Genomic DNA, 24,662 nt, shown 5'->3' on the forward strand with positions numbered 1-24,662 from the left:
AGTTAGCGGATACGCACACGCTTTTTATCACTCACAATTTTTTTCAGTTCAGCTTTGAGTGCGTCTACAAACTGATCCACTGATTCTTCTGTTTCCAGGTAGACACTACTTGAGCTTTTGCTGTAAATGCTGGCGACATCGACTTCGACAACAGGTTTCGGTGGCACTACGGCTGTCGCAGGCTGCACCGAACTCACAGCAGGTGCTGATGTAGCTGGGCTGGAGGTGGTTGCAGTGTTGGTTACACTCTCTGCTTTGCTCTGAGCCAGTTGTGCCGCTTTGGCCTGACGCTGGATTTCCGCCTCAACTTCTCGTTCCAGCTCATACAAGGCTTCGTCAAAACGCTCGACGCTGGTTTGGGTTTGCAGCATATAAATAGTGGACAGGCTAGTTTCCACTTCAATATCCATTTTCAGCAGTTGTAGTGGGCGTAATAGCTTGTTACTCAGCTCAGCGCTAGCGATGCCACTGTTTTTGATCTCAGCTTCTAACTGCTTGATCTTGTCATCAATGTGTTCTATCGCCTGATTGCGCTTCTCAGTCAGCAATTGCTCATTGACGCCTTCCACTGTGCGAACCAAATCAGCCACTTTATTTAACAGACCATAGGGCGATTCAAGGGTGGCAATACGATGTAATTCAGAGAGGGCTTTTTTTGCCACCTCATCACTACCCAGTGCCTGTTTGTTCTTCTCAAAATGACGTAAGGCCTGTTGCAGTTGCTGCCAGCTCGGCATCTGGTTACTAAAGAATTCATGAATGTCACGATAATCTTCTTCCAGATCCAGATAGTCGTCCTTGTTCTCAACCACGGCTTTAAAGAAATCGAAGCTGTCGCTATTCGCCAGCAGACGTTCCAAAGTCAGAATCGACTTTTCAATCACTTTCTTGCCCGGGAACTGCCCAACATCAGTTTTACTCTTATAGGACTTAAAGTTGGCTAACCAGTTTTTAAAATGTTGGGTATAGAATTCAAACAGCTCTTTCTCTGTCGCTGGTCCCATGGCCGAGAATAGGTCTTGGGTGAGTTGGCGTGCCTGTTTCAACACCTGATCATCGGTCTGGCGCTTTTTAATGATCGACACATCACGGCGACGGCGGCTGTTTTGTAAAGGCTCAAAGGCATCTTTTAACTGTAAGCTGCCGCCATTTAACTGCAGTGAAATCCGCCCCATTGCCGCCAGCTGACCTACCAGCAGTAAAATCTCGGCATCTGGCCAGCCATAAGGACGTTTGGCAAAACGGTCTATCACATCTGAGACTAGAATACGTTCGGTACCAGTGGCCCGTAGTGCAATGTACTGCTCCACTTCCTGTAGGGCTTTCGGATTGCTCTGTCCGCCATCCAGAGACAATCCGAGCTGCGCCATATCATCCACAGTCAAGACGGCGTTCAGTTCACGCCAGGCATCCTGCTGATAGACCTGCAAATAGCTCAGTTTGGTATAGGTGTTTTCCAGCAAATAACGACAAGCCTCATCCAGCTTGGTGGTTGGACTTGAAGATGAAAGTTGTAGATGCTGACCCAAGGCATAACTTTCCGCGTCCAGCAACATTTCTTCGACCCGGACACGCAGGCGTTTTTTGCGTTCCTGGTTCTCACGGCCACGGTCTGCCAGAATACGGCTGATATCGGACTGAGTGCCATCATCATTTAAGCGGATGAATTTATTGGTTTTCAGCCAGGTGCGCAGTTCATTAAAGAACTGTTTATCGTCTGCCAGTTTAAACAGCACTTGTCCTTCGGCCTGAGTACTTTTACCAATACAGTAAGCTTCAGTGTAAAGATTGTATTCCGTATCCAGTGGAGAAATGATTTCAACTTTCAAATCGCTCTCATACTTGCCATCCAGGCTATGGCTATCTAGGAAACGACCAATCTGATAGTCCATCTTGTTGGCTTGATGGCGGTATTTGTTCTGATCGCGCAGTAAATCTTTAAAGATCAGATTGGCTAACTCTTTATTTTCTTCTGAAGCTGCTAAGTCAGTGGCTTTAATTTTACGGGTGATATCGCGTTCTTCATTGGTCAGGAACAGGAACTCATCGCCATTCCTCGTAATCAGGCTCTCTTTTTCCAGACGCTGCAGGCTCTCTTCAATCCGCTTGCGCAATGCCAGCTTATCTTCATCAATTTTCTCAATCGACAAAGTCACCAGGTTATCCAAGGTCCCTTTGATGATATCGACATAGCGGATCATAAACAGGGTACGCAGCATCTGCACATCAAAACCATCCAGGGTCTTATTCTGCCCTGCCTGGTCGATGGTACGTTTAACCGCTGTATCCAGGAAGCCTTCGACTGAAGTATAGAAGCGGTGGAAAGGAACCAGGGCACCGACTTCATCTGTGGCAATCGCATTCGCGGCCATCTGGAACGCATCCAGCATGGACCGTTCACCATAGGCCAAGTGTGCACCGGTCGCACCGACTTTACGGATTTCTTCAAAAACTTTCTGCACCAGCTGGAAATGGTACGGCGCAAAAGGATAGTTATGAATAAAGCTGTCTGGCCCCTCATAGTTCTTGAGGGTTGGGCCTGAACGGTCAAAGGTAATCTGATTTTTTAAGATATCGCCCTTTTGCTCAAACACCGATCTGAGCAATGCTTCTGCTTCTGGGGTTTTACGTAATAAACGTTTCTGGATGACTTCATCGGTATTGGAACTGGACAGTGATAAACGGGTTTTAAAACGTCCAGCAATCTTGGAGAAGTCATTGGCTTTGGAAGAAGACATCTCACCTAAAACAGCATCGATGTCTGCCTGTGAGGTGACGATAATCCAAGCTCGGCCTTTACAGATCGTACCCAGGTTTTCAGTAATGGTTTGCAATGTCAGCATCAAGCGGGTATCGCTGCCAATAAACTGCCCCACTTCATCGACCAAGAACAACATGCGTTGCTGGGGTCCTTTACTGTCCAGGTATTCTTTCACCCACTGACAGAAGTTTTCAACCGAAACGCTAAAGGTCTGCTCAGAATCTTCAAACCATTTATGCGCAGCTTCAGCAGATAAGTTGAGGGCTTGAGAAATCGCGGTTTCGACATCATCCTGATAGAACTGATAGCCGTCACGCTCCTCTAGCCAGGACATGCCACTGGATTCCTCAAACGCCTGTTTAAAGCGTTCGTAGACCCCTTTCTGGCTCAGGTGACGTTCCATATGGGCAATATGTGGATGATCCGCGCTAAACCCCTGATACTCGTTAAACACACGTAAAAACACATTCAGGATCGGATTGCCATCATCATTGGAGCTGGCTTTACTGTCGATGTTAAACAGGATGACATCGGCATGATGGCTGACGGCCTTGCCAATATCCGCACGGATAAACGCATCACGGATTTTGCTTTCATCAAAGAATTCTGCAGCACTGCGTTCGTTACCTTCCGCGTCACGTGCCACTTTATTGGCCAGAATATACGATAAGGTTTTCAGGAAATGTGATTTACCTGAACCAAAGAAGCCTGAAATCCATACACCGACACGGTTGGCAATCGAAGGATCGCTCAGGTCTGTGCCATAAGACTGGAAGAAATCCCGAAAATGCTTTTCCAGTTCATTGGTGACCACGTATTCATCGAGTTCCTGATAAACCGTGGTATTGTCATTCTGGTCTGCTTTTACGACCCCGTTAATCGCACGATCTAATGGCTTGTAAAAAAGTTCTTTAATGTTCATCTCAATCAATTCCCCCGAATTCTTATTTCTATTTGCCGTGTTTAAGGCACTAATCTGAATGCTCTGTAGTAATTATTGCTTGGAATTTTTCCAAATAAACTCATCGCTTGACCGTCGTAATAACCTGGGTAAAACAGCACCACTGGCTTATGCCCCAGTAACGAATGCAAACTGTTCAATAAGTGATGGGCACGTAACAGTGGCCAAACCGACCCTACCCCAGTCATCAACACAATATCTTGTGCATTGGTGGCATATTTACTCACCAGATACGGCGCGAACTTATCCATATGCAGTGGGCCTTTCAGCGCTTTGAGCAGCGCCTCATCGCCTTTGGCTTTTTGCATTTGAATGGCTTTATCGATGAAGTTACGCTCAGCCAGATAATCCACCACGGCTTGCAGCAGGTTGATATTCACCACCTTCAGCTGACTGTGTTTTTTCTCCAGCATCCCGTCGAGAAAATGCAGATATTCGCGCACCTTCAACTCATCTTCAGGTGCATAATCAAAAATCCAGAAGCCAATTTCATTGCCCAGTCCTTGCCCGGTGAGAAACTCGGTGGAAAGAATTCGCTCTGGAATCTGGTTCAGACGCTCATGTATTTTTTGACTCATTGCTGCCCCTCTACAACTACCGCGTCCATAGCGACACTTCCATAGATCTTTTAATGCGTTGTTTATAATGTTCTTCCAACAGGCTACGCAGCTCTGCTCTGACGATCACGCGCTGCAACTCCAGCTTACGGGTACTTTTTAAGTAACCGGCTTCTGCCAGCATGCGAAACACCACCTGCCCCATTTTTTTCTTGCTGGACTCTTTCCAATCACAGATATCCGGATCACGTTGTGAGCGTTCATCCAAAAAATCTGGCCAGATATAACTGTCCAAGTGTTGCGCCTGGGAGATATAGGCATCCCTCATCACCGTTTCCATAAACTCAAGCAGCAACAGGTTGCGTTCCAGTGCGCCACAAAAAGCCACCTGGGTCGCCAGCTCATCATCCCCATCACGCAAAGCTTTCCAGAAATCAGGCTCTAAGCGCTCCAGACGCTTACGAATAGCGGTGGCATTGCGTTGAGCTGAAGCAGGCGTTCTTTTTTGCAGAATATTGTCAATCTGAATGGCCTGATGCCATATTTCTGGAGTCGCTTCTTGTAATAACAGATCCGCGATCAGCCGGCTTTCACGCACCATCAGTGAGCCACCAATTAGGTCACTGTCATAATGAAATTGTTCTAACATAGCCAATCTCCTATGAGGCCTGATCAAACAGGTAAGACGATAGCTTTTCGATATCTGAACCTTGTAACACCAAGGGATATTTCAAGGCATCTTCCGCCTCAGCCAGCGTGATCGCTGCCTGATAGCGCTGCAAGGTATAGTGAGCCAGAGCTTTTTTCACCGGAATCTGTAATCTGCCATCAGGCATGCCGAAGTCTTTTTCGACCAGCGCTTTTTGAGCTTCATTCAATTTTGGATTAGGGATCAGCGTCAGTACAATTTCTTCATGCCATTGCTGATCCTGAGTAGGGTCTACTGACTCAATCGCCACCACCACAGGTGTGCGATCAATTCTGGAGAGTAAAAAGTCCTTAAACTGCTTGCTCTGATGGCAATAGGCACGGACATGCCAGCGAAAACCGGTATATACCAGGGTATGTGGGGAAATCAGGCGTTCATGCCACTGCGGATTCTGCATCGAGGCATAAATCATTTTTAAAGTGTTTTGGTTGCGGCAGGCACGCAAAACTTCCCGAATCACTTCAGGACGTACACTGCGATCAGGTAATTGAACTGCTGCAAGATTCGGTTCTGGCATCGCAATCAGCGCATGCGATTCACTAACCAAACCTGACAGCATATTGAGATATTCATTGATATGCGCTGTAGTCAGTACAGGCTGGAAGCTGGCCTTAGGCACATAACCCTTGACTGAGGGGTCATGAATCAAGGCATCGGGGTTATACAGCGTATTGTAACGCTTGATATCCGCAGAAGCCTGCTGTCGACTCAGCCCAAACCAGCTCATCAAACGATTGGTAACCAAACGACCTTCCCAGTAAGCAAGCAGCTCGATGGCTCGCATTCGAAGAAGCACTTCATGCTTATCTGTCGTCATATACCAATCAGTCAATAAATAAGATTTCTAAGATTACCCCATGGCAAATTTACAGTAAACATTTTTTACGGTATTTTTAAAGCAATTGCATTTTTAATCTAATCTCAGGGGAGCCATAATTTATTTGCTATTTGCACCCATCCACATCAAATAATTATTTTCTTTACCCTGTGCATAAGCCCACTCAGCCACCTTACGTGAGCGTTCTTTATCGGTCAGAAATCCCAATACAGATATCCGATCCACAATAATCAAATCCTGTTCTTCATTACGCTCTAGCCACTTATGCAAAAACTCATCAGATGCGAGTAGATTACTTTTCTTAGAATTACAGCTTGAATCTGCCAATACGAAGTTATGCCCTGTATCTGATGGATACATAGACCATGGAATGAAATGATCAACGGCGTAATTGCCATTACATATCGGTTTATTGCAGTAGAAGCATTTACAGTCCTGTAGGTCGACCAATACATTTGCTACCGCATTCAACTGGTTTCTACTCGGCTCAAACATAAATTGTTCAAGATTAGGTAATTGATTCAAGATGGACGCATTGCTGCTATTCTTGCGGATATAATCGATCCACCGTTTCTGACACAGCTCTTCAATGATCTCACTAAATTGCCTTAAGCCAAACATGACTTGCGGTAGAAGAACAAGTTGCTTTCCACACCGATCAAGCTGATATAAAAACTCAAAATTTTGACCATTGATGTTTTGCAGATAACGGACTGGCATGTCTTTTACAGTGCGAGCGACATCTTTAACTAGCTTCAACCACACTAATGAGTCCCTTCTTAACAACCCTAAAGAAGAATAATTCTTTCGAAGCTGAATGATTCTATTCACAATGGCTGCTTGCCTACCATTATTCTGATTTAAGATGAGTTGGCCTTCATCATTAAAGGTATATGGCACTGCTTGCTTCCAATATAGCTCAATAAATTTTTCAGCAATATCCGTATATTCGAGTGATAGACTTTCACCTGAATCTTTACCTTTTTCAATAGCTAATCGGCTTAGGCTAATCAGCAACGCAAATTTATAGGTGCTACTAAAACTACCCGACTGTAAAATCAGCTGAATATTTTTTAAGAATTTAAGTTGTTCTTGTGCAGCAGGTATATGCACATTAATCCTCTACTAAATAGATAATATAATTCGGATCATTCATTAAACATAGTCAAAGTATTCACCAAGTTTAATTCACGACAAAGCATGAAATTCGTCTGCTCGAATAACCTTTCAAACACTGGATGCCCTGATAATTGCTGAGTACCACGAAATGGATGATCTCGATATTCTGGCATCACTGGAAACTCTGCATTTCTCACTCTCAGTTCAAAGCTCAATGCATCAAACCACTCTTTATCAAAGCTCTTGTCCTGAAGTTTAGCCAGCTCGTTTGCCGCTACCGGGTACGTCACCCAAAGCTTACGCATCATTCCCTGTTGCTCAACTTCCTTCGTATAGCTATCTGTTTCTGATTCCAGAACAGAAGAAATCATATTCGTGATCTCCCTGATATGCTTTTGAATGTTCTTATAGGCATTCAACTGACGGAATCCCATCTGAAGGGCGATTAACTCATTTAGGAACTTCCTTAAAGAATCTTGTGAGAGATTGTCATTGGCAATATCAAACGACTCCTTGTTACCGAAGTTTGAGCGATCTTCCATGATCATAGGCCCACAGATATAGATATTTTCAGGAATGGTCAAAGCATCTTCTTGATCGCTAATAGTGAGTAATCTGGACTTAAGCGAATGATGGTCCCGGCACCATTTCTCGTAGAACTGAAGTTCTTTTAACTCAGGCGTTAATGCAGGTGTGTAAAAACTTCGGTATTTGTTGGTCTTAGTGCTATAGGTAGAACTGAGCTTATTTGCTGAGTAAACCGTTTGAGCCTTCTCTACTACAGCCTTAAGCCTTCCAACCAATTCACCCTCGGTTGCAGCAATCTTATAAAGAACACTATTCACGTCCTTCATGAAATCCCTAATCAAAGAAGCCAGCCCCGGTTTATCACTGGCCTTATCCTTCACCTCACCAATTGGGATCATGGCGATCTGAGTTTTTTTGAAGCCAGCATCCCCAGTGATACGAGTATATAAAGTCCCACGAATAAGCATGAAAATTGAGAGCATATCCAATGAGCTCTTAACTTTATATTCAAGCTCTGTCTGAGTTTCATCATTAGATACTAAGTAGAAATCTTCTACTAGAATCGTCAGCAGACGATCACGTTCATCACCGTTGACCCACTCATTTTTCTCTTTATCCAAATATCCACCACGTCCCCGGTAAACAAGCTGTGCGATTTCCATCAAAGAGGCTTCAATTGCGAAACGAGGCATAGCAGCAATGATTGAATCACAGTTCGGGAACGAAATACCCCTAGCTGCAGTCGAAGTAATCAGTACGACTTGCAATGTCTCTTTGCGATCAAGCAATTCTGAACGGTGGTATCCCATTAATTGGCTATCAAAAATACCAATCTTAGAGCGTTCAACCACACCTTCATCGACTAATGCATCTCTGAGTGCAGCCAATGCATTTTTATCCTGAGCAAAGTAGATAACTTGCTTTTTACCATCTTCAAGATTCTTTTGAATAAGCTCGATAGCAGTCTGTTGAGTCCTTTCCCCAGCTTTCTGGCGAAATAGATGAGTCAGGTTCTTATCCAATCCAAAATCATCTGTTTCAGGGACTACGGCGTATTGCTTGAGCATATATTGGATTTTAAGATCACTTGCCGGGTAACAGTTCGCCATGATATGGATACTAGAACGAACACAGTTACCATCATCCAGATCTGCAGTCTGCATCTTGAATGGGAAATTACCCAAAGATGGAGAGATGAACATTTTTGCTGGTAACTGAACCTGTTTCTTCATGTAGTTCTGGATTGCATTCACATTACTGAGGGATGCATCAGCAAGAATCACAGTCACCGTAAATGGTGAATTACCTTGAAACGGTTCAATGAAGTTTTTGGAAAGGAATTTCAGCATTTCATTGATAAAAGTACGTGTGCCTGAATCCCCTGTAATTTCATCAAACATCACCACAATGTTAGGGAACTTTTTGGCAAACTCTCTACGTTCGATTTTGGCCTCTGTCGGCTTCTTATCGATTTTGTATTGGAACATTTTTTCCAACCCATCCAAACTGGAAGCTGCCACAGTTTTATTTTGGGTTTCCCTTGGGTTTCGTGGTCCAGCTGGGGTGGTGTTATATGGCATGAATGCCTGACTTGCTACAGTCATCGTCAGCTTATTAAGCTCTGGATGGAACCCAAGCAATTGCTGGGTCGCTTCCCCTAATGAATCAAACACTCTGGCAAACTTCTTATTGGTTGCCGTAATTTTAGATTCTGAGGTATTGGCATAGCGTCTATTGGCATTTGCATTCTGTTCCAGGTCTTTGAGCTTCCGGTATTCATCTTGTTTGAACAATAGAACACTTGAGCCATGATCTATCTTCAGATTTTCAACACCACCCACAATAGCGGCACCACGAGCATTCACCTTACAATCCTGGTTGTGAATCTTCGAATAGATTTGCTGTGCCTGTGTCACCACATCACTGTTACTGGTAATCGTGGCTGAGATTTTAGATAAATCACCCACCACATCATCGTTAATCAACACTCGTGGACTGGTATAAAAGAAAAAAAAGCCTTCCAAATCTGCCAGCAAAGTCTTAACGCTCGATGTTTTCCCAATCCCCGGCGTACCAGTCAAACAGATGAAATTCACCCGACCTTGTTTACTTTCCTTCAGTGCCAGTACTACGGCGCATTTATGCAAATCACGTAAGGTGAATGAAGTTTTATTCTCAATTTTTCCCTTACGAATTGTTTTAAACTCAGCCAGCACCATCTCTTTAAGTTTTTGGTTATGGTCTTCGTCATCGACTTGCCGATCTATCAAGTCAAAAACCCACTCTAAAGCCAGTGGCTGGTTAGGATTCACAAAATCCTTAAGCCTTTCGGTAATAGTGAAAGTAAGATCCTGACCATAGGAAATATCGCTAATATTTTTGGACACGATTTCCGAGATGTTTTTGACAGGTTCATTCACCAGATAATTCAGAATCTCAACTTGCAGTTTCGTACGTTCATCCATATCGTCCAGACTCAGAACGTTATCCTGATACTCCTTGCCCAGCTGATACATAATTTCCAGCTCTGGGGATTTATCTTTATCCGAAAATTCAGCAGAGATGTATTCACTTCCCCTGCTAGTGATCGCCATCACATTCAGACGAATAATCGGCATGTCATTCTGTTCAAACTTCCATTTAAAAGAATCAACAAAAGTGGTTGCATACGAACAGCCTTGAGCCATCTTAAACAGGACTTTTTCCTTACGAACATAGGCGCGCAAGTATTCACGTAGTTTTTTTGAGAACTTAAATGGGATCTCCTGAGCTTCTGCATTCACATATGCGAAAACACTTTGGGATTCAGAATGCTTGATGTAACGCTTGTACTCTTGCAAATAGGTACAAGAATCCTTGGCGTTGAATTGTTCTGGTTCACCTAAAACGTAAAATAATGAATATTCCTGAACCAGCACATGATAGTTGGATTTGACTTTGATTACCGCCAAGAAATCAGCACGACCAAACATACCCTTACCAAACATTTTAGCGTGGGTAAGACTGAATTGTTGATTCCATGTTTCCAACGCCTTCTCCTTGAAGGCTTTAATAGCAATATGTTCTTCCTCAGTTGTGTAGTCATCTACAATGGTCTGGGTGATATCATTTGGCATTGTCAGTGGACACCAGATGCCAGATAAGCTCCAATTTGGTTTTGCATTCGCCGTTTTAGCCCTTGCAATACCTTTTGGCTTGATCTTTCTTAGAAACTCACGAGTATTGGTATAACCATGCCCGAATCCAGTTTTTATCAGTTGCTGAAAATAGCTTTCGATATTTTCATGGATAGCGGCATTAATGACATCGCTATATAACGCTTCCTTCATTTCCTGAAAGACATCAGCAATCTGTTTACTATTCCATTCTGCTACTACAGGATTGCTGGCTAATAATAGCTTTGCATCAAGCAAAGCCATAATCGAACCACGTTTAACAGCGATCTCATAAACCTCGCCCCAAACTTTGGCTTCATTTTTCACCACGGCGCTTACTCCACATCAGTCGCTAAAGATTCTTCAGCTTCCCCTGGAATCGGCTCGATTGGATCAATCAAGTCTTCATTCTTCAGAATAACGTATTCTTCGAGCTTGCCGATTAAGGCTGGCAGACTCATGACGACTTCGCCTTTATTTAGACGACTCGACACGATGACTTCACCAAGCTCTTGAATGCCAGTGGCGCTACGAATATGGGAAGGCTCAAGTACCGGAGTGAAGTTTTTGCCAGCTGTAGGACGTTCAGACTCAAAGTAATGCAGACCACGCAATACAGAGCGAATTGATTTCATTTCATTGGAATCATTCACATCAATAATTTTACTGTGCAATCTGATTCGCTTATCGTTATGAATCGAATGCTCCTGACTGGTTAGCATGTAGAAATACGAACAAATACCATTCTGAGTACGAACACCAACAGTACGTTTAGTCGCAAAGCTATATACGGACAAGGATTGTTTATATTCTTTTTTATTGATGATCGCCGTATGGTACTGATGGTGCGGTACCTCATAGACACGACTGTTATCACTGGTTTTTAAGCTCAGTGCTGGGATCGTATCAGACTGGAATGGATAGAAATTCATATCCGGGAACAACTGATCAAGTTGATCCAAAGCGCTTTCACTTTCATGAATCAAGTTGCTGGTTTCAGTCTTACCGATCTTACGCTGTGCAAAATGGTGTGAAAGCAATACAACATCTTCAAAACCATCTGACTGCAGTTTTTCGATGATACGGTGCATCGCCTTACTTGTTCTCAGATTGTCTTCAGCAACTGGGGCATGACTGACCTTCTGTAGTGATAAGCGACCCTGTTTATCGTTGATACGCTCAAGTGTATAGACGTAGCAGATGTAGCCATAATCTGGTTTAAGCAGTAGCAAATCCTTCTGATGCTGATACTTAAATTCCACATCATTCTCAGGTCGAGAGTTATAGCTAATACAGGCAATTTTATCCTTAGTGCCCTCAAATGGGATGATGATTTCTGAATATCCTGACAGTGCTTCAATTGCAGCCTGAATACGGTAAGTCACGGTTTTATCCATTGCGAGGTTCACCGGGGCACAAACTCGCTCACCATTTTGATTATCATAAGGCATAGGATCTGGTTGATACTTAAGGCCCTGTACCTTCACAATAGCATCATCATTGTTCAGCAACTTCTCAAGGGTATAAGCGGTGGCATACGCTCGTTTACACTCAGGATTAAACCCACCTTTTTGGATCTTTTTTGATTTCCTTTGAAATTGGGCTTTTTCTTCATTCTCATGTTCATCAACTGAGTCAATTCGCATTACAGGTACATATAAGCGCTCTTCAATACCCAGTTGATTTTTTACTTCTTTAATCAGATGTTTAAGGAATAGATGAATCGCAATCGAAAAACATGACGTACTGGTGATCAAAGCATTTTCTTTTTCATCCAAACATAATTGAGCGTGGCCGCCTTTTAGGTCACTCAATCGAAATAGCTTAGATGAATAATGAATCATGACCTTGTATTTAGATAACAAGTTGTCATAACTTAAGCTCTCAGGATGATAAAAATGTGGCAGCCCATTGTCGCTGACCTTCTTGTTGGTCGGCACCATCAATACTGGTAAACAAGGAATATTCAGATTACGAGCGACATTAAATTGATCTAGGTCGGTATTAGGATTCTCAATCGGTACCAACGTTCGAATTTTCAGTGTGGAATTAAACTCAATCTCGCTTAGGGCTTTACGAGCATAATCATTCTTTCGAATGATTTCGTCTTGGCTCATTTTCGCCAACTTTTTACGGCTAGCATCCACCATCGAGATGTAGCTGTAAAAGTTCGATTCTTTACCCTTAAATATACTAAAGAACTGTTCAGCATCTTCACCAATTGAACTCTTGAATACATCTAGATTCACAATACTTGGAAGGATGTAGAGTACAGTTTTAAGACTACTATCCTTTTCCATCTCACTAATGATGGAATCCAGATTCGCTTTTAGCGCTGTAGTGATCGTAGACGTGATCACCTCCATTCGCTCATGCATTTTTTCGGTATTGAGCTTTTCGTCTAAGATACGAGTAAGGTTAAGTCGGATTTTTTGAGGATTCTTGAATGCATCAACCAGTTTATTGAATGCCCCTTCAAAATCTGAAATCTTCATGTCTGCCCCGGATAGGACGAAGTACATCATAATGAGCTGGAACATCTCTACTTGAGCAACGCGATCTGAGCACTCTTTGCTTAATCGCTCTTCAGAAATTGGCTGACCTTTATCATCTACAATATCCTTCAGCAGCAATGCTTTATTGATAGTATGCAGACGAGCTTCATAAGCAGTCAGCATGGTATCTGTACCCGAACGGTTGCCTTTGCTTGTCTTATAATTGATCTGCAACTTAGAGTTAAATGAACTTACTTTTTCCTCTTTAACAAACTCCCCATTCACCCGAAAGGCATAAGTGACTTCACGTTTTAGAGATAGCCCTTCCTTATCCTCATGACGAATATCATTCATTTCAATTTTTGGTTTTACCCAAATTGGTAATGCATCTGTTGCGCTTACATAAGCCAGCAGCGCATTAAAATCAACTTTACCTACAGCGCCGTAGATAGCACCAAAATCAATGCCATAGTCTTTAATTGCTTCAGTCGTTTCATCATTCCAAGGTGCAATTCGATCACCGAAAATCTCAAAAAAAGCGACTGCTTTACGGATATAAGAAACAGCAGCTTCACGTTTAAAATCGTTTCGTTCATTCTTCTCAATGTGATCAGCAATGATCTCCATTATTTTGAAGCAATTTCGGATACGTGCTCGTGATAGTGCTTTGGTTTCTACGAAATTAAGTAGATTTTGGATGTCGTTATTTTCAACTGAACATTCAGCATCAAGAATTTCCTCCATACGTTCAGCAACTTCTACTGATATTTTCTCACCAGCTGAGTAGGACTGCTTCACAATGGCTTTGATAGCATCACGAACTTCTTTCACCCATTTAGGTTTGCTAAGTTCTTCCGTTACGGTAAACAGTCGCAATTCGCCATCTTTTGCTTTTAAGTCGTTTGTATATTGCAAAGAAGCTACTTTAGACTGCCCTTTGACTTGCATAGGATACTGAGAATTTTTGGCAATCACTGGATCAGAATATTTGAGATCACCTAAGAATTGGTTGAGAGAATTCAGTGCCATGCCTGTCGGAGCATTTTGAAGTACTTGCTGAACAATCTCAGACATCACTTGGTCTAAATCACGATAGGTCTGGGCAGTTTTAGCTTCAGATTCCTTATCAAATAAGGTGCTAATTCGGAGTTTTGAATCTTCAGGTAATAATTGAATATCTTTGATGATGTTATAAATTGGCTTTGAATCGTTTTTAGTCCCGATCTGCTTAAATACTGCAGACACAAAAGCGGTGGCATCAAAATGCAAATTATGAGAAGGCCCATAATAATTGAAGAAATGATCTGGTTGATGGTTTTTAAGAGTCCCCACCATAGCTTTTAATAAAGGGGAAAGAATTATTTTAGGTGCGAGTGTACTTAGTTCAGTACTAGAACCATTGTTATTTAATTGCATTAAGTTTTATCCATGACAAAGTTGGCACTAAGAGGTATTTTTATATTTATTAAATATCAAAATCCTCTGTCTGAACTTTGATCATATTTTTATTAATTAAGAATGTAAATATAAGTTATTTAGAGATTTCTTAAATCGCCACACATATCTTGATATTATGGAGGTAATTAAATCATATTGATAACCATAATTTTCTATATAACTTGGAAACTTGTACAGTAAAATGACTTCATAAACAGACGCGGATTAAAAACCATGAAATCCTCGGTAGCCTATAAATAACCGAAGTTATAAGTAGAGGTTAAGCAGCCATTAAAGGTGATCTTCCTTTGTTAGCTTGGTGTGGTCTTTCATGATTCGAATGCCACACCCAATCAGTTATGTAATCCTTGTGTCCTGCCATTTTTCAATAGCTAAACGTTTGAGAATAATGAATAGTGCAAATTTATCACTACTAAAACTCTCCGACTATAGAACCAGTTGGATATTTTTTAGGAATTTCAATTTTTTTGAGCTATAAGAATAAAATCAGGCATGTTTTTTCCAAAGTACATTCAGCCACTGTTCATCACGATCATGTCGCTGATCTACTGTAATCCACTGTTTTAACAACCTAACTCCATTCAACTGATCTAACAATTCATGAGCCTGCTCTTCATTTAAGTCAGTAAACGCCCTACCGCCTTTTACTCTATCTGCTGTTCCATATTTAAAAGACATATAGCACACACCGCCACGGCGTAACGCAGCATGAATACGTTTTAAAACATCAGGGAGACTGTTACGAGCACAATGTAGTAAAGAGGCACATGCCCATACCCCATCATAAACATCGTGCATATCAAGCTCATAAAAACTTTGCTGCTGAACAGCGATACCAGTCAGTTGGCTCGCTCGTTCGACCAATACTTCAGAATAGTCGATAGCATCAACTTGATAGCCTTTATTTTTAAAAGCCAAAGTGTCACGCCCTGAGCCACAGCCTAAATCCAGGATCCGTGCTGAATCTGGCACCTCAGCTAAAAATGGTTGGTATAGGCTTTCCATATCCACATACAACGTGGCTTGTAAAAATTGATCTGCGTATTGGTTGTAATAGTCTATTGTTTTCATATTGGTTGCTTAGGCTAAACACTGACCCCAGTCTACTAAAAAATAAAAAGATAAGGGAGCATTTGCTCCCTTATCTTTTTAGTCAAATAAATCTGCTCTTACTTCATCTAAATCACGATCTGACTTAAAACGATTACATATAGGATGAATAATTGCTCCATTTTCTAAAACACCGTAACCACCTTCTGCTTTCGATTCACGATGATCTACTTCAGTCGATTCAAGGTATAAAGCGCTATCACATACTTCGCAATAGCTCCAAGTTTTCCTTTCCTCACGTTGATACAGGTTTCTTTTGGCCGCGAGTGAAAAATTTAGAGGTTTTTTCTTCTTTGATGGTCTTACTGATTGCACAAAGCTCACAACATCATCAACAATACTCTCATCATAATCACCACCAAAACGGTCAAGGTAAAAATCATTAAAATTAATATAATCAAATGATTGACTCATCGAAAGAATGACGGTGTTCAAACAAACTTCATCTTCAAAATCTAAATCCATATTCAATCCAATACAGATAAAGGCTTGATACACGTTCTTCAATCGCTCATGTGATCTGATCCCGCTACCAAACTTACCTACAGTTTCTTTGATCGCCACAGGAATTTTTTCAATTAAACTTTCAACACCACGGCGTGCTCGAGTAAATCCAATAAAATTTATCTTTTTATTCTGTATTTCAAAACAGTCTTCTTCAATTTCGCAGACGATAGAGAACCAAGCCAAAAAGGATGTCACTTGAAAACGATGATCTTTATAAAAATATAGTTTTGGGTGTAAGCCCAAACTTGGAATCCGAATACTAATTGCTGGTGTAGCGATACGACACAGCACAACTCTAAGTTTTAGCATTAAATTTTCTACACGCTGACCTTGGTCTATATTCACAGTATTCTGACTAGTATCACCAAACATGATATTCAAGAGTTCATTGACCAAGCCGATTTTTTTACCGTGTGTTAAATCCGGCTCTAAAAGTATTATCTTAAAAAGATGATCATGAATTTGCTCACCCAAAGTGATCACTTCATTTATCCGCTCGTAATTCAGTTCAGCCAAGTTGGATTTATTATCGTTTATATAACAACACGCATAAATCACATAAAAAGCATCACTCCCCCTATTCTGTAAATGATATTCTTCATCTGGATCTAATCGTTTCGTATCCGAATTGATTGAACAAAAGGCTTTTCGAGCTTCCTCAGGTGTCCCAATGACTTCAATAAAATTAATTTTGGTTGATTTTAATTTTTGCTGAAACTCAGAATCGCTACATAACTCTTGAAAATCAGCTAATCCACCTAATCGATTACGAATCTGACGAATATCTCGTTTTTGTGGTGCCGTGAATTTTGGGGCTCCTATTACTTGCTCATCAATAAAGTATCTTTTGATCCAAGCATAGATAATTGAAATCCTGTGCCCACCATCGATGATATAAATATTACCAGCAGCATCTTTCCAATAGCGAACGCATAAATTGACATTACGATCATTCAAACAGTTTAGAATAAACTCCTGAATTTCAGCAGGGCTCCAACACTCTGTGGAGCGTTGATTGTCTGCTTTATATAGTTTTTCTAGAATCTCATGGTTGGCGAAGTCATAAAGTGATATTTCAAAGTTATGGTGCAGATTTGAGTGCGACATTTCGTCAAGCACCATCATTTTTCTTTGAATAATATTGGTTAAAAGCTTAGTACGGGCCATTTTATTTTCTCTAGGCAATACTTCTCTATATCTCGTAAGATTACGAAATTTATAAAAGTAAAATTAATTAAACATGACGAAAATTTATTTCGAAAATTTTATTCTTTAAGAACAGAAGAAATTGCTTTGAGAAAATAAGGGATATTATAGAAAGTGTTCATGTCTAGTTCCTGTAGTAATTAATTACAAACAAGCTTCCAACTTTTCCACGAGATGGAGGCAAGCCAAACAGGGGTGGAAATACCGTACTACAGAAGACGGCCAGTCATAGACTGCCCTGCTTGGCCTACCATTACGATAGACTAAACATAGTTAACGCAAAAAACCGCCAAAGCGGTTTACTGCTTCTGTAGTAAATTCAGGTTTCCACGCCTGGTCACAGATTTTGCTGTAACATCTTTATCTTATGTGCATAAATTCAATTGGTCAAATTTTATGATTAATATTTGATCAATTGATTCAAAAATAATTACCTATATTTTTAGAGGCTTAAGAATACAGATAAGTATCTTATAATTTCTACAATATTTAGTTGCTGTAAACTGATCGCAATGAAACTCTATATATTTAAGCAGCGTGATTTAATAAAGGAAGTAGATTGAAACTGCAAATTTTATCGGATACTCACAATTCCAAATATTCAATATCAGAGCAAGCTGATGTCATTATTCACGCTGGAGATTTTTCTAATCGCTTAAGTGGTGCAATTGAGTTTGCCGAAAAATGTAAATCTCTCAATAAAAAATTTATCTTTGTTTTAGGTAATCATGATTACTACAACTCTAACTACAGTTCAGTCGTGAATTTCTTGAAAGAAAACTACCCAAAAAATGCACTACTTGATGACAACCATATCAAAATTCAAGATAAAATATTTGTTGGCGGCACGTTATTTACGAACTTCCGCTCCAATTCCCCACTTACATCTCCTAACGTACTTTTACAGTCCCAAAAGGATGCTGAACAATCGATTTATGATTTTGATCAAATCATGATTAGCAATGAAAATAGACCTATAACCGCCGATGACTACATAAAACTATTTAAAAAATATCATCAAAATATTTTGCAGTTTAGAGGGCAAGATCATGTGATCGTTATTACGCATTTTCCACCTCATTTAGCTTGTCTTGATCCATATTGGGGTACACATCCTGTTGCATCAGCACTCAATCCCTATTTTATTAATGACCTAGATGTAAAAGGCTTTAAGTTATGGATTGCAGGACATACGCATACATCAGTGGATACTGTAGTCGATGGATGTAGATTAGTGATCAATCCTTTGGGTTATCCGCCAGAACAAGGTAAAAATGGGTTTAGAGAAAATTTGATCATCGAAGTTTAAGTAGTCATACTCGTGTTGAAGCAATTTAAACCAACTCTAATATCATACATCCTATAGTACTGTTGATTTAGCTTCTACACCATGAACTAGGAGAAACTCATGTCGAATCCTTTAGACCCAGAAAATGATTGGAAAAATAAAATTGCAGATCAAATACTTGACGATTTAATCGAGATTGCCAAGCTTGAAGGTATGACTATTAAAAAAATGAAAGCAGATCAAAATGGTATTTTCTATGTGGAAGAGGAAATATCAATTGACGACGTACTCAAGCAATTTTGAACTCTGCTCATTGAAACGATATAAAGCGCTTGAATTTTATATTTAAAAGCTTAACCAAATTGTATCACCTGTAGATGCGTACATAGCTTCAGCAGTTTCTTTCAACACATCACTCTCATCCGTTTCCATTGATAGTTCATCACATGCAGGATACCTACTATCGCTTGTGGAAAATAAGCCAGATTGAACAGTAGTACTATGCTGCATAAATCTAGTTCTATTTTGCCTTAAAAGCTGTACACCACGGTAGCTAGCACGCATTTGATTTAATGCTTGAAGACGTCTTTCATTTGTAGTCATTATTACTTTTCTCGACATTCATTGTCTCCTTGATTTTTATCTGAAATTAAGATTAATAAATTATGACATAAATTAAAATTGAGTAATGATCCCGCAATACTTCATTAAAATCACAGCGATCAAATAAAAATAAAACAATGTCTTAAAAATCAATCCTCTAAAAACTCCATGACATTTTTACCAGTTCTGACGATTTTCATAGGAGGTTGATTAGTTGCGTTTAGTATAGACCTGAGATCGTCACACTTTATTATTTCATCTTACTAATTTTTTGCTGCGGATTCAGCGAATATTTTCGCATTATCTTTAGAAATAATTTGATCTACCATAATATGTACCTCACTTTACAAATTTTTCAAGATCTTGCTCTTTAGCACTCTGATACGAAGACGAACTATTAATTAAAAAATGTGCTCTTCTGAATGCCAGTTCTTGCTTAATTTCTTGATCAGCCATACTGGTCTCACCGTGATTTTTTATGTATTCAGCTCGTTTTTGCATAAATGCTCGCTCTCGCTCTTGAACGCTAGAATTCACCACCGTATGTTCTATTTGACGAGTAGCCACATAATTATAGGCAATTACTCCGCAAAGTACGATTAAAAAGAAACTGAGTTGCCTCTTTACACTTCGACTCACAAATAATCCTTTAATATTCAGTCAATACTGAAGTTATCATGTACTCATGAAGATGAATTTAAAAACTATAAGGGCTGACACTATAAAGTTTCATTACTCGCCCCTAGGGTTAAACTCTTTAAATTCATCAGCATTGCTAGCAAATTCTGTAAAAAAGTTATGCCATGTAAATAATGACTCTAATTCCTGTTGGTTTTGAATCGGTTTAGGCAACTTATATCCAATGACCCAATATGGTGCTGTACAGCAAACATGCTCAGGTATAAGGACTTGCTGTAAGGCTGTTTCAGCACTTACTAAATATAAATTATCGTATAAATAAACGATATTTCCTTGTAAAGCTTCTTGAATACAATGATCTACATCTATATGGGTATCCTTCATGTAGTCCGTCTCCATTTTTTGAAATCACATTCTTAAACTTGTTAAATTATTTAACGCAGTAATTAATCATTAATCTGGGCTAAACTCCAACGGCGATAGATGACTGCTAAAAATAAATCACTAAAGATTTTTTGGCAGGTATTATATTTATAGTTGTAATTACTAATTACTATGCTTACCCCTTTCTTACTTTTAGCCGCTTCAAGTTCAGCTTTAATTTCCTTCCATGACAGTTTTGATATTTTAATTTTTTCTTTAAACTGCTTGTATATAAATTTTAACTCACGACAAAATTTATCAAACTCCTGATACTCTACTTCGCTTTGGATATACACCTCCATACGAGCATCTATAAGACGAATACGGCGCTCAAAATAATCTAACGTAAAGTTACTATCCAGCACAGCTGTGAAAATTTCAAAATCAGCTTCGCTAAATACATTTCCAGACTTATTTCTATTGATATGCTTTAACAGCATGTCTAAAGGATTACTTTTAGAAATATCGTTTTTTTGTTGATAGTGTCTATTTTTATACAGGTTTGAGGCCAAGTCTCTCCCAATTTCTTTCAACTTCAGATTTTCATTTTTTCCTGAAAGTACATCTATAATATCATTCAATTCTGATTTCAGTTTGAGCCTTTCGGTTACATTATCAGTTTGCTCTACATCTTCACATTTTAATATCTGAGTATGCCACCGATCAGGAAATATTGCGTCTTGAATAATCTTTGAATTGGGAGCTATCTTCTCTAAGATTTCTTTTAATTCAAGCTTTTCTTTCATTTGAGACGTATTCAATTGTTTCTTGAATACTCTACAAGAGAGTAAAGCTCTTACAATATTTGCTGATATTTTACTTTCATCTGGACATAATGCATCCCCGACTAACATTGAACCAAAATGCAGGTAATAGTTGGCTGTCATCTCAATAGATGAATGGCCAATAAAATGTGCCAAAATCTTCCAAACATCCTGACGTCCAGCAATACTGTCCGTATTACCCAATAAATAATTTTTAATTTTGGCAATATGATCGGGTGAATAGCCGATCCAACTTTTAATTAATGTTTCACTGCCTTTCAAAATTAAAGCTAAATTGTTTGTCGCAGTATGCCTAAAGCTATGAAAGGAATAATCGTGTGGTTCGTTATTGAATAAAGTATCAAAAATTTCCTTTGTCTTAGCACTAATAAAACGAGATGAAAAAATTTGACCAAATTCATCTTGGAAGATAAAACAGTCTTCTCCCCCTAACCATTTTTGACCAACTTTTACATTAAGATGCTTTTTGATTAGGCCAATAAATTCATTCAATTCACATTCAGTCAGCAACTCATCAAGACAAATTCCTCGTTTTGCATTCGTCGTTTTAACCTGACGATGATAATTATTATGAATTAAGATTTTGATAAATTGAGGATTGCTTGCTGTTAAATAATAATATTCCTCATTGCCAATTGTTTTAGGATCTAGCTCAATCATGACTAAATCTCTTAACCGTAATCCAAGAATCTCACCAATCCTTAAACCTGTGCGGTAAGCGAGCATACAAATTATTTTGAATATACTTTTTTGTTCTTTACTCAGTTCAACTTGGCGACCAATCAAATTATTAAAATGCGCCCACATCACTGGGGTTATATATGATGATCTACACATCTGAAGATCATCAGATTTTAACTGGTCTAAATAATTTACTCGAGGAGCATCAAAATTATGCATTAAACTTTTATGAAATTTTTTTAAATTTTTTACAGCTTTACCATAGCTATTATATTTCACCTCCCTAACATTATTTTTAGATGCTTTATTTTGTCGTTGCTTATCAACAATAAATTTTTCACTTAAAATATACTCATATGCTCCCTCAAATTGTTCTTCATCCATCTTCAGAAGATCAAGGTCATGAGTAACAACATACATAAAAAGGTCTTCAGCGAATGAGGATTTATAAGTATCCAAGGAACTCAGCGCAATTCCGTCTTTTGCTCTAGAAACATTTGAAGATTGACCGCTCACGAGGTAATCCCGATACCATGTCATCAACGCAATCTGAACACTCACTAGCGCAATATCTTTAGCTATTTTATATGTCTGATTACTATAACTTTCTTTAAGTGACTGAATATCTTCTGACAATTGTTTAATGGTCTCGGGTTTTTTTCTACCTTGAAATTGCCCTATCAATCCTTTTTTAATTTCTGCGGCACAATGATATTCTGTGCTCAGTTTTTGTATATTTTCAGACTTAGGCTTTCGAAAACTCCCGTTCGGATCATCAAATGCATTTTCGGAAGTAATCAATTTCTTTTTTAAAGATTTATTGTCTTTAAATGCATCAAGTGTCTCAAGCATTTTTAAGGTTGACAATGATAGTGCAGCGCTGTCTAACGCCCCCTTAGATAATGCTGTTGTGAAACCATCAAGCGTATTCTTTTGACTAAAATACTGCACGTAATCGACATGCTCAAATAATTGATATTTTTCCTTTGCAAAATAATCACGTAAAACACTATTTTTATCGACATCCAATATAGCCAAATCAATATATTGATCAAAGCCTTCATCATTTTGAGCATCGATAGACTCTATAAGCTGAACGAGCCTTTTTTCTCCCTGACGCCTTTCACTTTGAGTTTCAAACTCAATTATATTGATGAGTCTCACCATCATTAACAAACTAATTGATGTAAGATAAATTTGTTTAATTTGGAATGAATTATCGAGATATACTAAATTCGCATATTTCTCATTTTCTACTGGATAATTATATAAATAACCCGTTTTTGATGAACCTTGACAATATAGGGATACAAGTCCACTCGACAATTCTGATGGTTTTAACTGATCATTTGAAAAATATGCTCTGAGTGATCTTAAAATCGCCATTAAGTCTTTTTTATGACTACACCCACAATCAATAATTAGTGCCATTAAAAATTGTCGAAGAAGTAATTCCTTTTGCTCATCCCTAAAATCAGCATTAAAAACATCAGTTTTAAGCCTTTTCGGTAATTCAGTCTCCCAAAAGAAATGCAACTTGAGCTTAAACTCATGTAACCTTTGCCCTCTAAGCAACTTCATTTGCGTTGATTCAATATCTTTAATATTTGGAGCTGAATATGCTCTTTGAATAAGCTTAATTTCATATTGATCCTTTAACCACGGTAATTGTGACTCTATTTCTTGCTTTTTTTTCACACATAATTCAGACCAAAATCCCCTTAATTCTTCCAAATCTTTTTTTGAGATTTTCCTATTGCGAAAGTATTTCTCTACTTTAGCTCGATTCGAATACATTTCGTTTTGAATAAGATCATCAAGTTTCTTTTTTTCACAAGATTCCGTGATCTCATGGATAAGAAATTCTGAGATTTTTTCAAATAAAAGATTCGTCGAAGACTCTAGCTTAGTTCGAATTTTTTGTAACTCTTCATCTTTCATGATTGGCTCACCACTGATTTTAATCCCAGTCTTTTAAACAGCTGATTTACTGCATCTTGAATTTCAATCATGTAGGTGTAGGGCTGTAAAGATGAATATTTTGAAAATCCGATCTCATTTTGTTGATCGTGCGCATACCAACTCTTAAAAATCGCATCAGGCAATTCCAGAAAATTCCTTACAAAATGGCGCGTCCAATTGGGATATAACTCATCCATTTCAGGAAAGTTTTCTGATAAATAAGATGCTATATGCTTTTGTGTAAGTGGCTCCAATGTGAAGCTCATGAATTCTGAACCTTTCTTCCAATAAGAAAGGTAATAGATATGATCTGCTGTATTAGCTAGCTCTAAGGCATTAATGTTTTTGATAAATTCATCATAATGCTGTAACTCATTAACAACGAATTCGATCAGAGGTGAATAACGACCATGTGGACGAGATCTACTGCTCTTATCATGGATATATGCAATATTAGTAATAAAATCAAAATTTTCTCTGATACTAGATGCACCTATAGCAGGACGTGCACCTGAAGACAATAGACAACAAAACCAAATCCAAACACTGAAAGCATTAAATTTTTCAGCAATGTCTTGTTCTTCTTTTAAAACTTGGACAACTTTCAAGTTTAATGTATTTAAGAATTTTTTCGCTTTATCAAATGACCATACACGCTGACTTCCTACGCGGGCTTGCTCTTCTACTTGAATAAATTGCGGACGATCTAAAACATTTACCTCGTTTTTATTTTGAAACCATAGATATATATACTGCTCATATACCTCATTTAACTGTTTATAAGAAAATCCCCCATACGCTAGATCAGGTTGATGTGAAACCTGTCTACCGATTAAGAAATTTTTCGTAAGATCATCTTTACATATACGGTTCAAAT

General features: G+C 39.1%; 16 protein-coding genes. 2 read left to right on the forward strand and 14 right to left on the reverse strand.

Translation table 11 applies throughout. The features are described from left to right. Nucleotides 1–2 precede the first annotated feature (2 nt). The 9 genes from brxC to F897_RS12285 all read right to left on the reverse strand — a co-directional run bounded on the left by brxC (nucleotide 3) and on the right by F897_RS12285 (nucleotide 17,365). On the reverse strand, nucleotides 3–3,683 hold the full coding sequence (brxC, locus tag F897_RS12245; protein WP_005236280.1) for a BREX system P-loop protein BrxC: 3,681 nt from the start codon (nucleotides 3,681–3,683) through the stop codon (nucleotides 3–5). Nucleotides 3,684–3,724: 41 nt separating this feature from the next. Further along, nucleotides 3,725–4,300, reverse strand: coding sequence for a DUF1788 domain-containing protein (locus tag F897_RS12250; RefSeq protein WP_004281985.1), 576 nt, complete (start codon nucleotides 4,298–4,300; stop codon nucleotides 3,725–3,727). A gap of 16 nt (nucleotides 4,301–4,316) precedes the next feature. After that, nucleotides 4,317–4,928 (reverse strand): DUF1819 family protein, encoded by a 612-nt coding sequence (locus tag F897_RS12255; protein ID WP_005236283.1) that lies wholly within the window; start codon nucleotides 4,926–4,928, stop codon nucleotides 4,317–4,319. A 10-nt stretch (nucleotides 4,929–4,938) separates the two neighbouring features. Then, nucleotides 4,939–5,805, reverse strand: coding sequence for a BrxR family helix-turn-helix transcriptional regulator (locus F897_RS12260; protein WP_005236284.1), 867 nt, complete (start codon nucleotides 5,803–5,805; stop codon nucleotides 4,939–4,941). Between the two features lie 120 nt (nucleotides 5,806–5,925). Further along, nucleotides 5,926–6,939 (reverse strand): HNH endonuclease domain-containing protein, encoded by a 1,014-nt coding sequence (locus F897_RS12265; RefSeq protein ID WP_005236286.1) that lies wholly within the window; start codon nucleotides 6,937–6,939, stop codon nucleotides 5,926–5,928. 35 nt (nucleotides 6,940–6,974) lie between these two features. Beyond that, nucleotides 6,975–10,958, reverse strand: a complete 3,984-nt coding sequence (locus F897_RS12270; protein ID WP_005236288.1) for a P-loop NTPase family protein — start codon at nucleotides 10,956–10,958, stop codon at nucleotides 6,975–6,977. Between the two features lie 5 nt (nucleotides 10,959–10,963). Continuing rightward, nucleotides 10,964–14,539, reverse strand: a complete 3,576-nt coding sequence (locus tag F897_RS12275) for a hypothetical protein (RefSeq protein ID WP_005236290.1) — start codon at nucleotides 14,537–14,539, stop codon at nucleotides 10,964–10,966. Between the two features lie 528 nt (nucleotides 14,540–15,067). Beyond that, nucleotides 15,068–15,652, reverse strand: a complete 585-nt coding sequence (locus F897_RS12280; RefSeq protein ID WP_005236292.1) for a class I SAM-dependent DNA methyltransferase — start codon at nucleotides 15,650–15,652, stop codon at nucleotides 15,068–15,070. Between the two features lie 78 nt (nucleotides 15,653–15,730). After that, nucleotides 15,731–17,365 (reverse strand): HNH endonuclease, encoded by a 1,635-nt coding sequence (locus F897_RS12285; protein WP_005236296.1) that lies wholly within the window; start codon nucleotides 17,363–17,365, stop codon nucleotides 15,731–15,733. Nucleotides 17,366–17,963: 598 nt separating this feature from the next. Here F897_RS12285 and F897_RS12290 point away from each other — a divergent pair. Together F897_RS12290 and F897_RS12295 are read left to right on the forward strand one after the other, a co-directional pair. Then, nucleotides 17,964–18,713 (forward strand): metallophosphoesterase family protein, encoded by a 750-nt coding sequence (locus F897_RS12290; RefSeq protein WP_005236298.1) that lies wholly within the window; start codon nucleotides 17,964–17,966, stop codon nucleotides 18,711–18,713. A gap of 99 nt (nucleotides 18,714–18,812) precedes the next feature. After that, the gene (locus F897_RS12295; protein ID WP_005236300.1) at nucleotides 18,813–18,995 is read left to right on the forward strand and encodes a hypothetical protein; all 183 of its coding nucleotides are present in this window, start codon (nucleotides 18,813–18,815) and stop codon (nucleotides 18,993–18,995) included. A gap of 42 nt (nucleotides 18,996–19,037) precedes the next feature. On the opposite strand, the gene F897_RS12300 is transcribed toward F897_RS12295, so the two are convergent. From F897_RS12300 to F897_RS12320, 5 genes are all read right to left on the reverse strand, one after another. Further along, a complete protein-coding gene (locus tag F897_RS12300) occupies nucleotides 19,038–19,313 on the reverse strand; it encodes a hypothetical protein (protein ID WP_005236302.1) in 276 nt (91 codons plus the stop codon). A gap of 321 nt (nucleotides 19,314–19,634) precedes the next feature. Beyond that, on the reverse strand, nucleotides 19,635–19,934 hold the full coding sequence (locus tag F897_RS12305; protein ID WP_005236314.1) for a hypothetical protein: 300 nt from the start codon (nucleotides 19,932–19,934) through the stop codon (nucleotides 19,635–19,637). A gap of 93 nt (nucleotides 19,935–20,027) precedes the next feature. Beyond that, nucleotides 20,028–20,318: a hypothetical protein gene (locus F897_RS12310; protein ID WP_005236317.1), complete on the reverse strand. Its 291-nt coding sequence runs from the start codon at nucleotides 20,316–20,318 to the stop codon at nucleotides 20,028–20,030. Between the two features lie 62 nt (nucleotides 20,319–20,380). Beyond that, on the reverse strand, nucleotides 20,381–23,764 hold the full coding sequence (locus F897_RS12315) for a site-specific integrase (protein WP_005236318.1): 3,384 nt from the start codon (nucleotides 23,762–23,764) through the stop codon (nucleotides 20,381–20,383). After that, nucleotides 23,761–24,660: a hypothetical protein gene (locus F897_RS12320; RefSeq protein ID WP_005236320.1), complete on the reverse strand. Its 900-nt coding sequence runs from the start codon at nucleotides 24,658–24,660 to the stop codon at nucleotides 23,761–23,763. Before F897_RS12320 ends, F897_RS12315 begins: the two co-directional genes overlap by 4 nt. Nucleotides 24,661–24,662 lie beyond the last annotated feature (2 nt).

Origin of the sequence: Acinetobacter variabilis (genome assembly GCF_000369625.1) — a bacterium.
Lineage (GTDB): Bacteria > Pseudomonadota > Gammaproteobacteria > Pseudomonadales > Moraxellaceae > Acinetobacter > Acinetobacter variabilis.

Excerpts from the sequence above, each read along its gene's own strand:
- brxC (WP_005236280.1), bottom strand. The coding sequence starts at position 3,683 with ATGAACATTAAAGAACTTTTTTACAAGCCATTAGATCGTGCGATTAAC.
- F897_RS12250 (WP_004281985.1), bottom strand. The coding sequence starts at position 4,300 with ATGAGTCAAAAAATACATGAGCGTCTGAACCAGATTCCAGAGCGAATT.
- F897_RS12255 (WP_005236283.1), bottom strand. The coding sequence starts at position 4,928 with ATGTTAGAACAATTTCATTATGACAGTGACCTAATTGGTGGCTCACTG.
- F897_RS12260 (WP_005236284.1), bottom strand. The coding sequence starts at position 5,805 with ATGACGACAGATAAGCATGAAGTGCTTCTTCGAATGCGAGCCATCGAG.
- F897_RS12275 (WP_005236290.1), bottom strand. The coding sequence starts at position 14,539 with ATGCAATTAAATAACAATGGTTCTAGTACTGAACTAAGTACACTCGCA.
- F897_RS12280 (WP_005236292.1), bottom strand. The coding sequence starts at position 15,652 with ATGAAAACAATAGACTATTACAACCAATACGCAGATCAATTTTTACAA.
- F897_RS12285 (WP_005236296.1), bottom strand. The coding sequence starts at position 17,365 with ATGGCCCGTACTAAGCTTTTAACCAATATTATTCAAAGAAAAATGATG.
- F897_RS12295 (WP_005236300.1), top strand. The coding sequence starts at position 18,813 with ATGTCGAATCCTTTAGACCCAGAAAATGATTGGAAAAATAAAATTGCA.
- F897_RS12300 (WP_005236302.1), bottom strand. The coding sequence starts at position 19,313 with ATGTCGAGAAAAGTAATAATGACTACAAATGAAAGACGTCTTCAAGCA.
- F897_RS12310 (WP_005236317.1), bottom strand. The coding sequence starts at position 20,318 with ATGAAGGATACCCATATAGATGTAGATCATTGTATTCAAGAAGCTTTA.
- F897_RS12315 (WP_005236318.1), bottom strand. The coding sequence starts at position 23,764 with ATGAAAGATGAAGAGTTACAAAAAATTCGAACTAAGCTAGAGTCTTCG.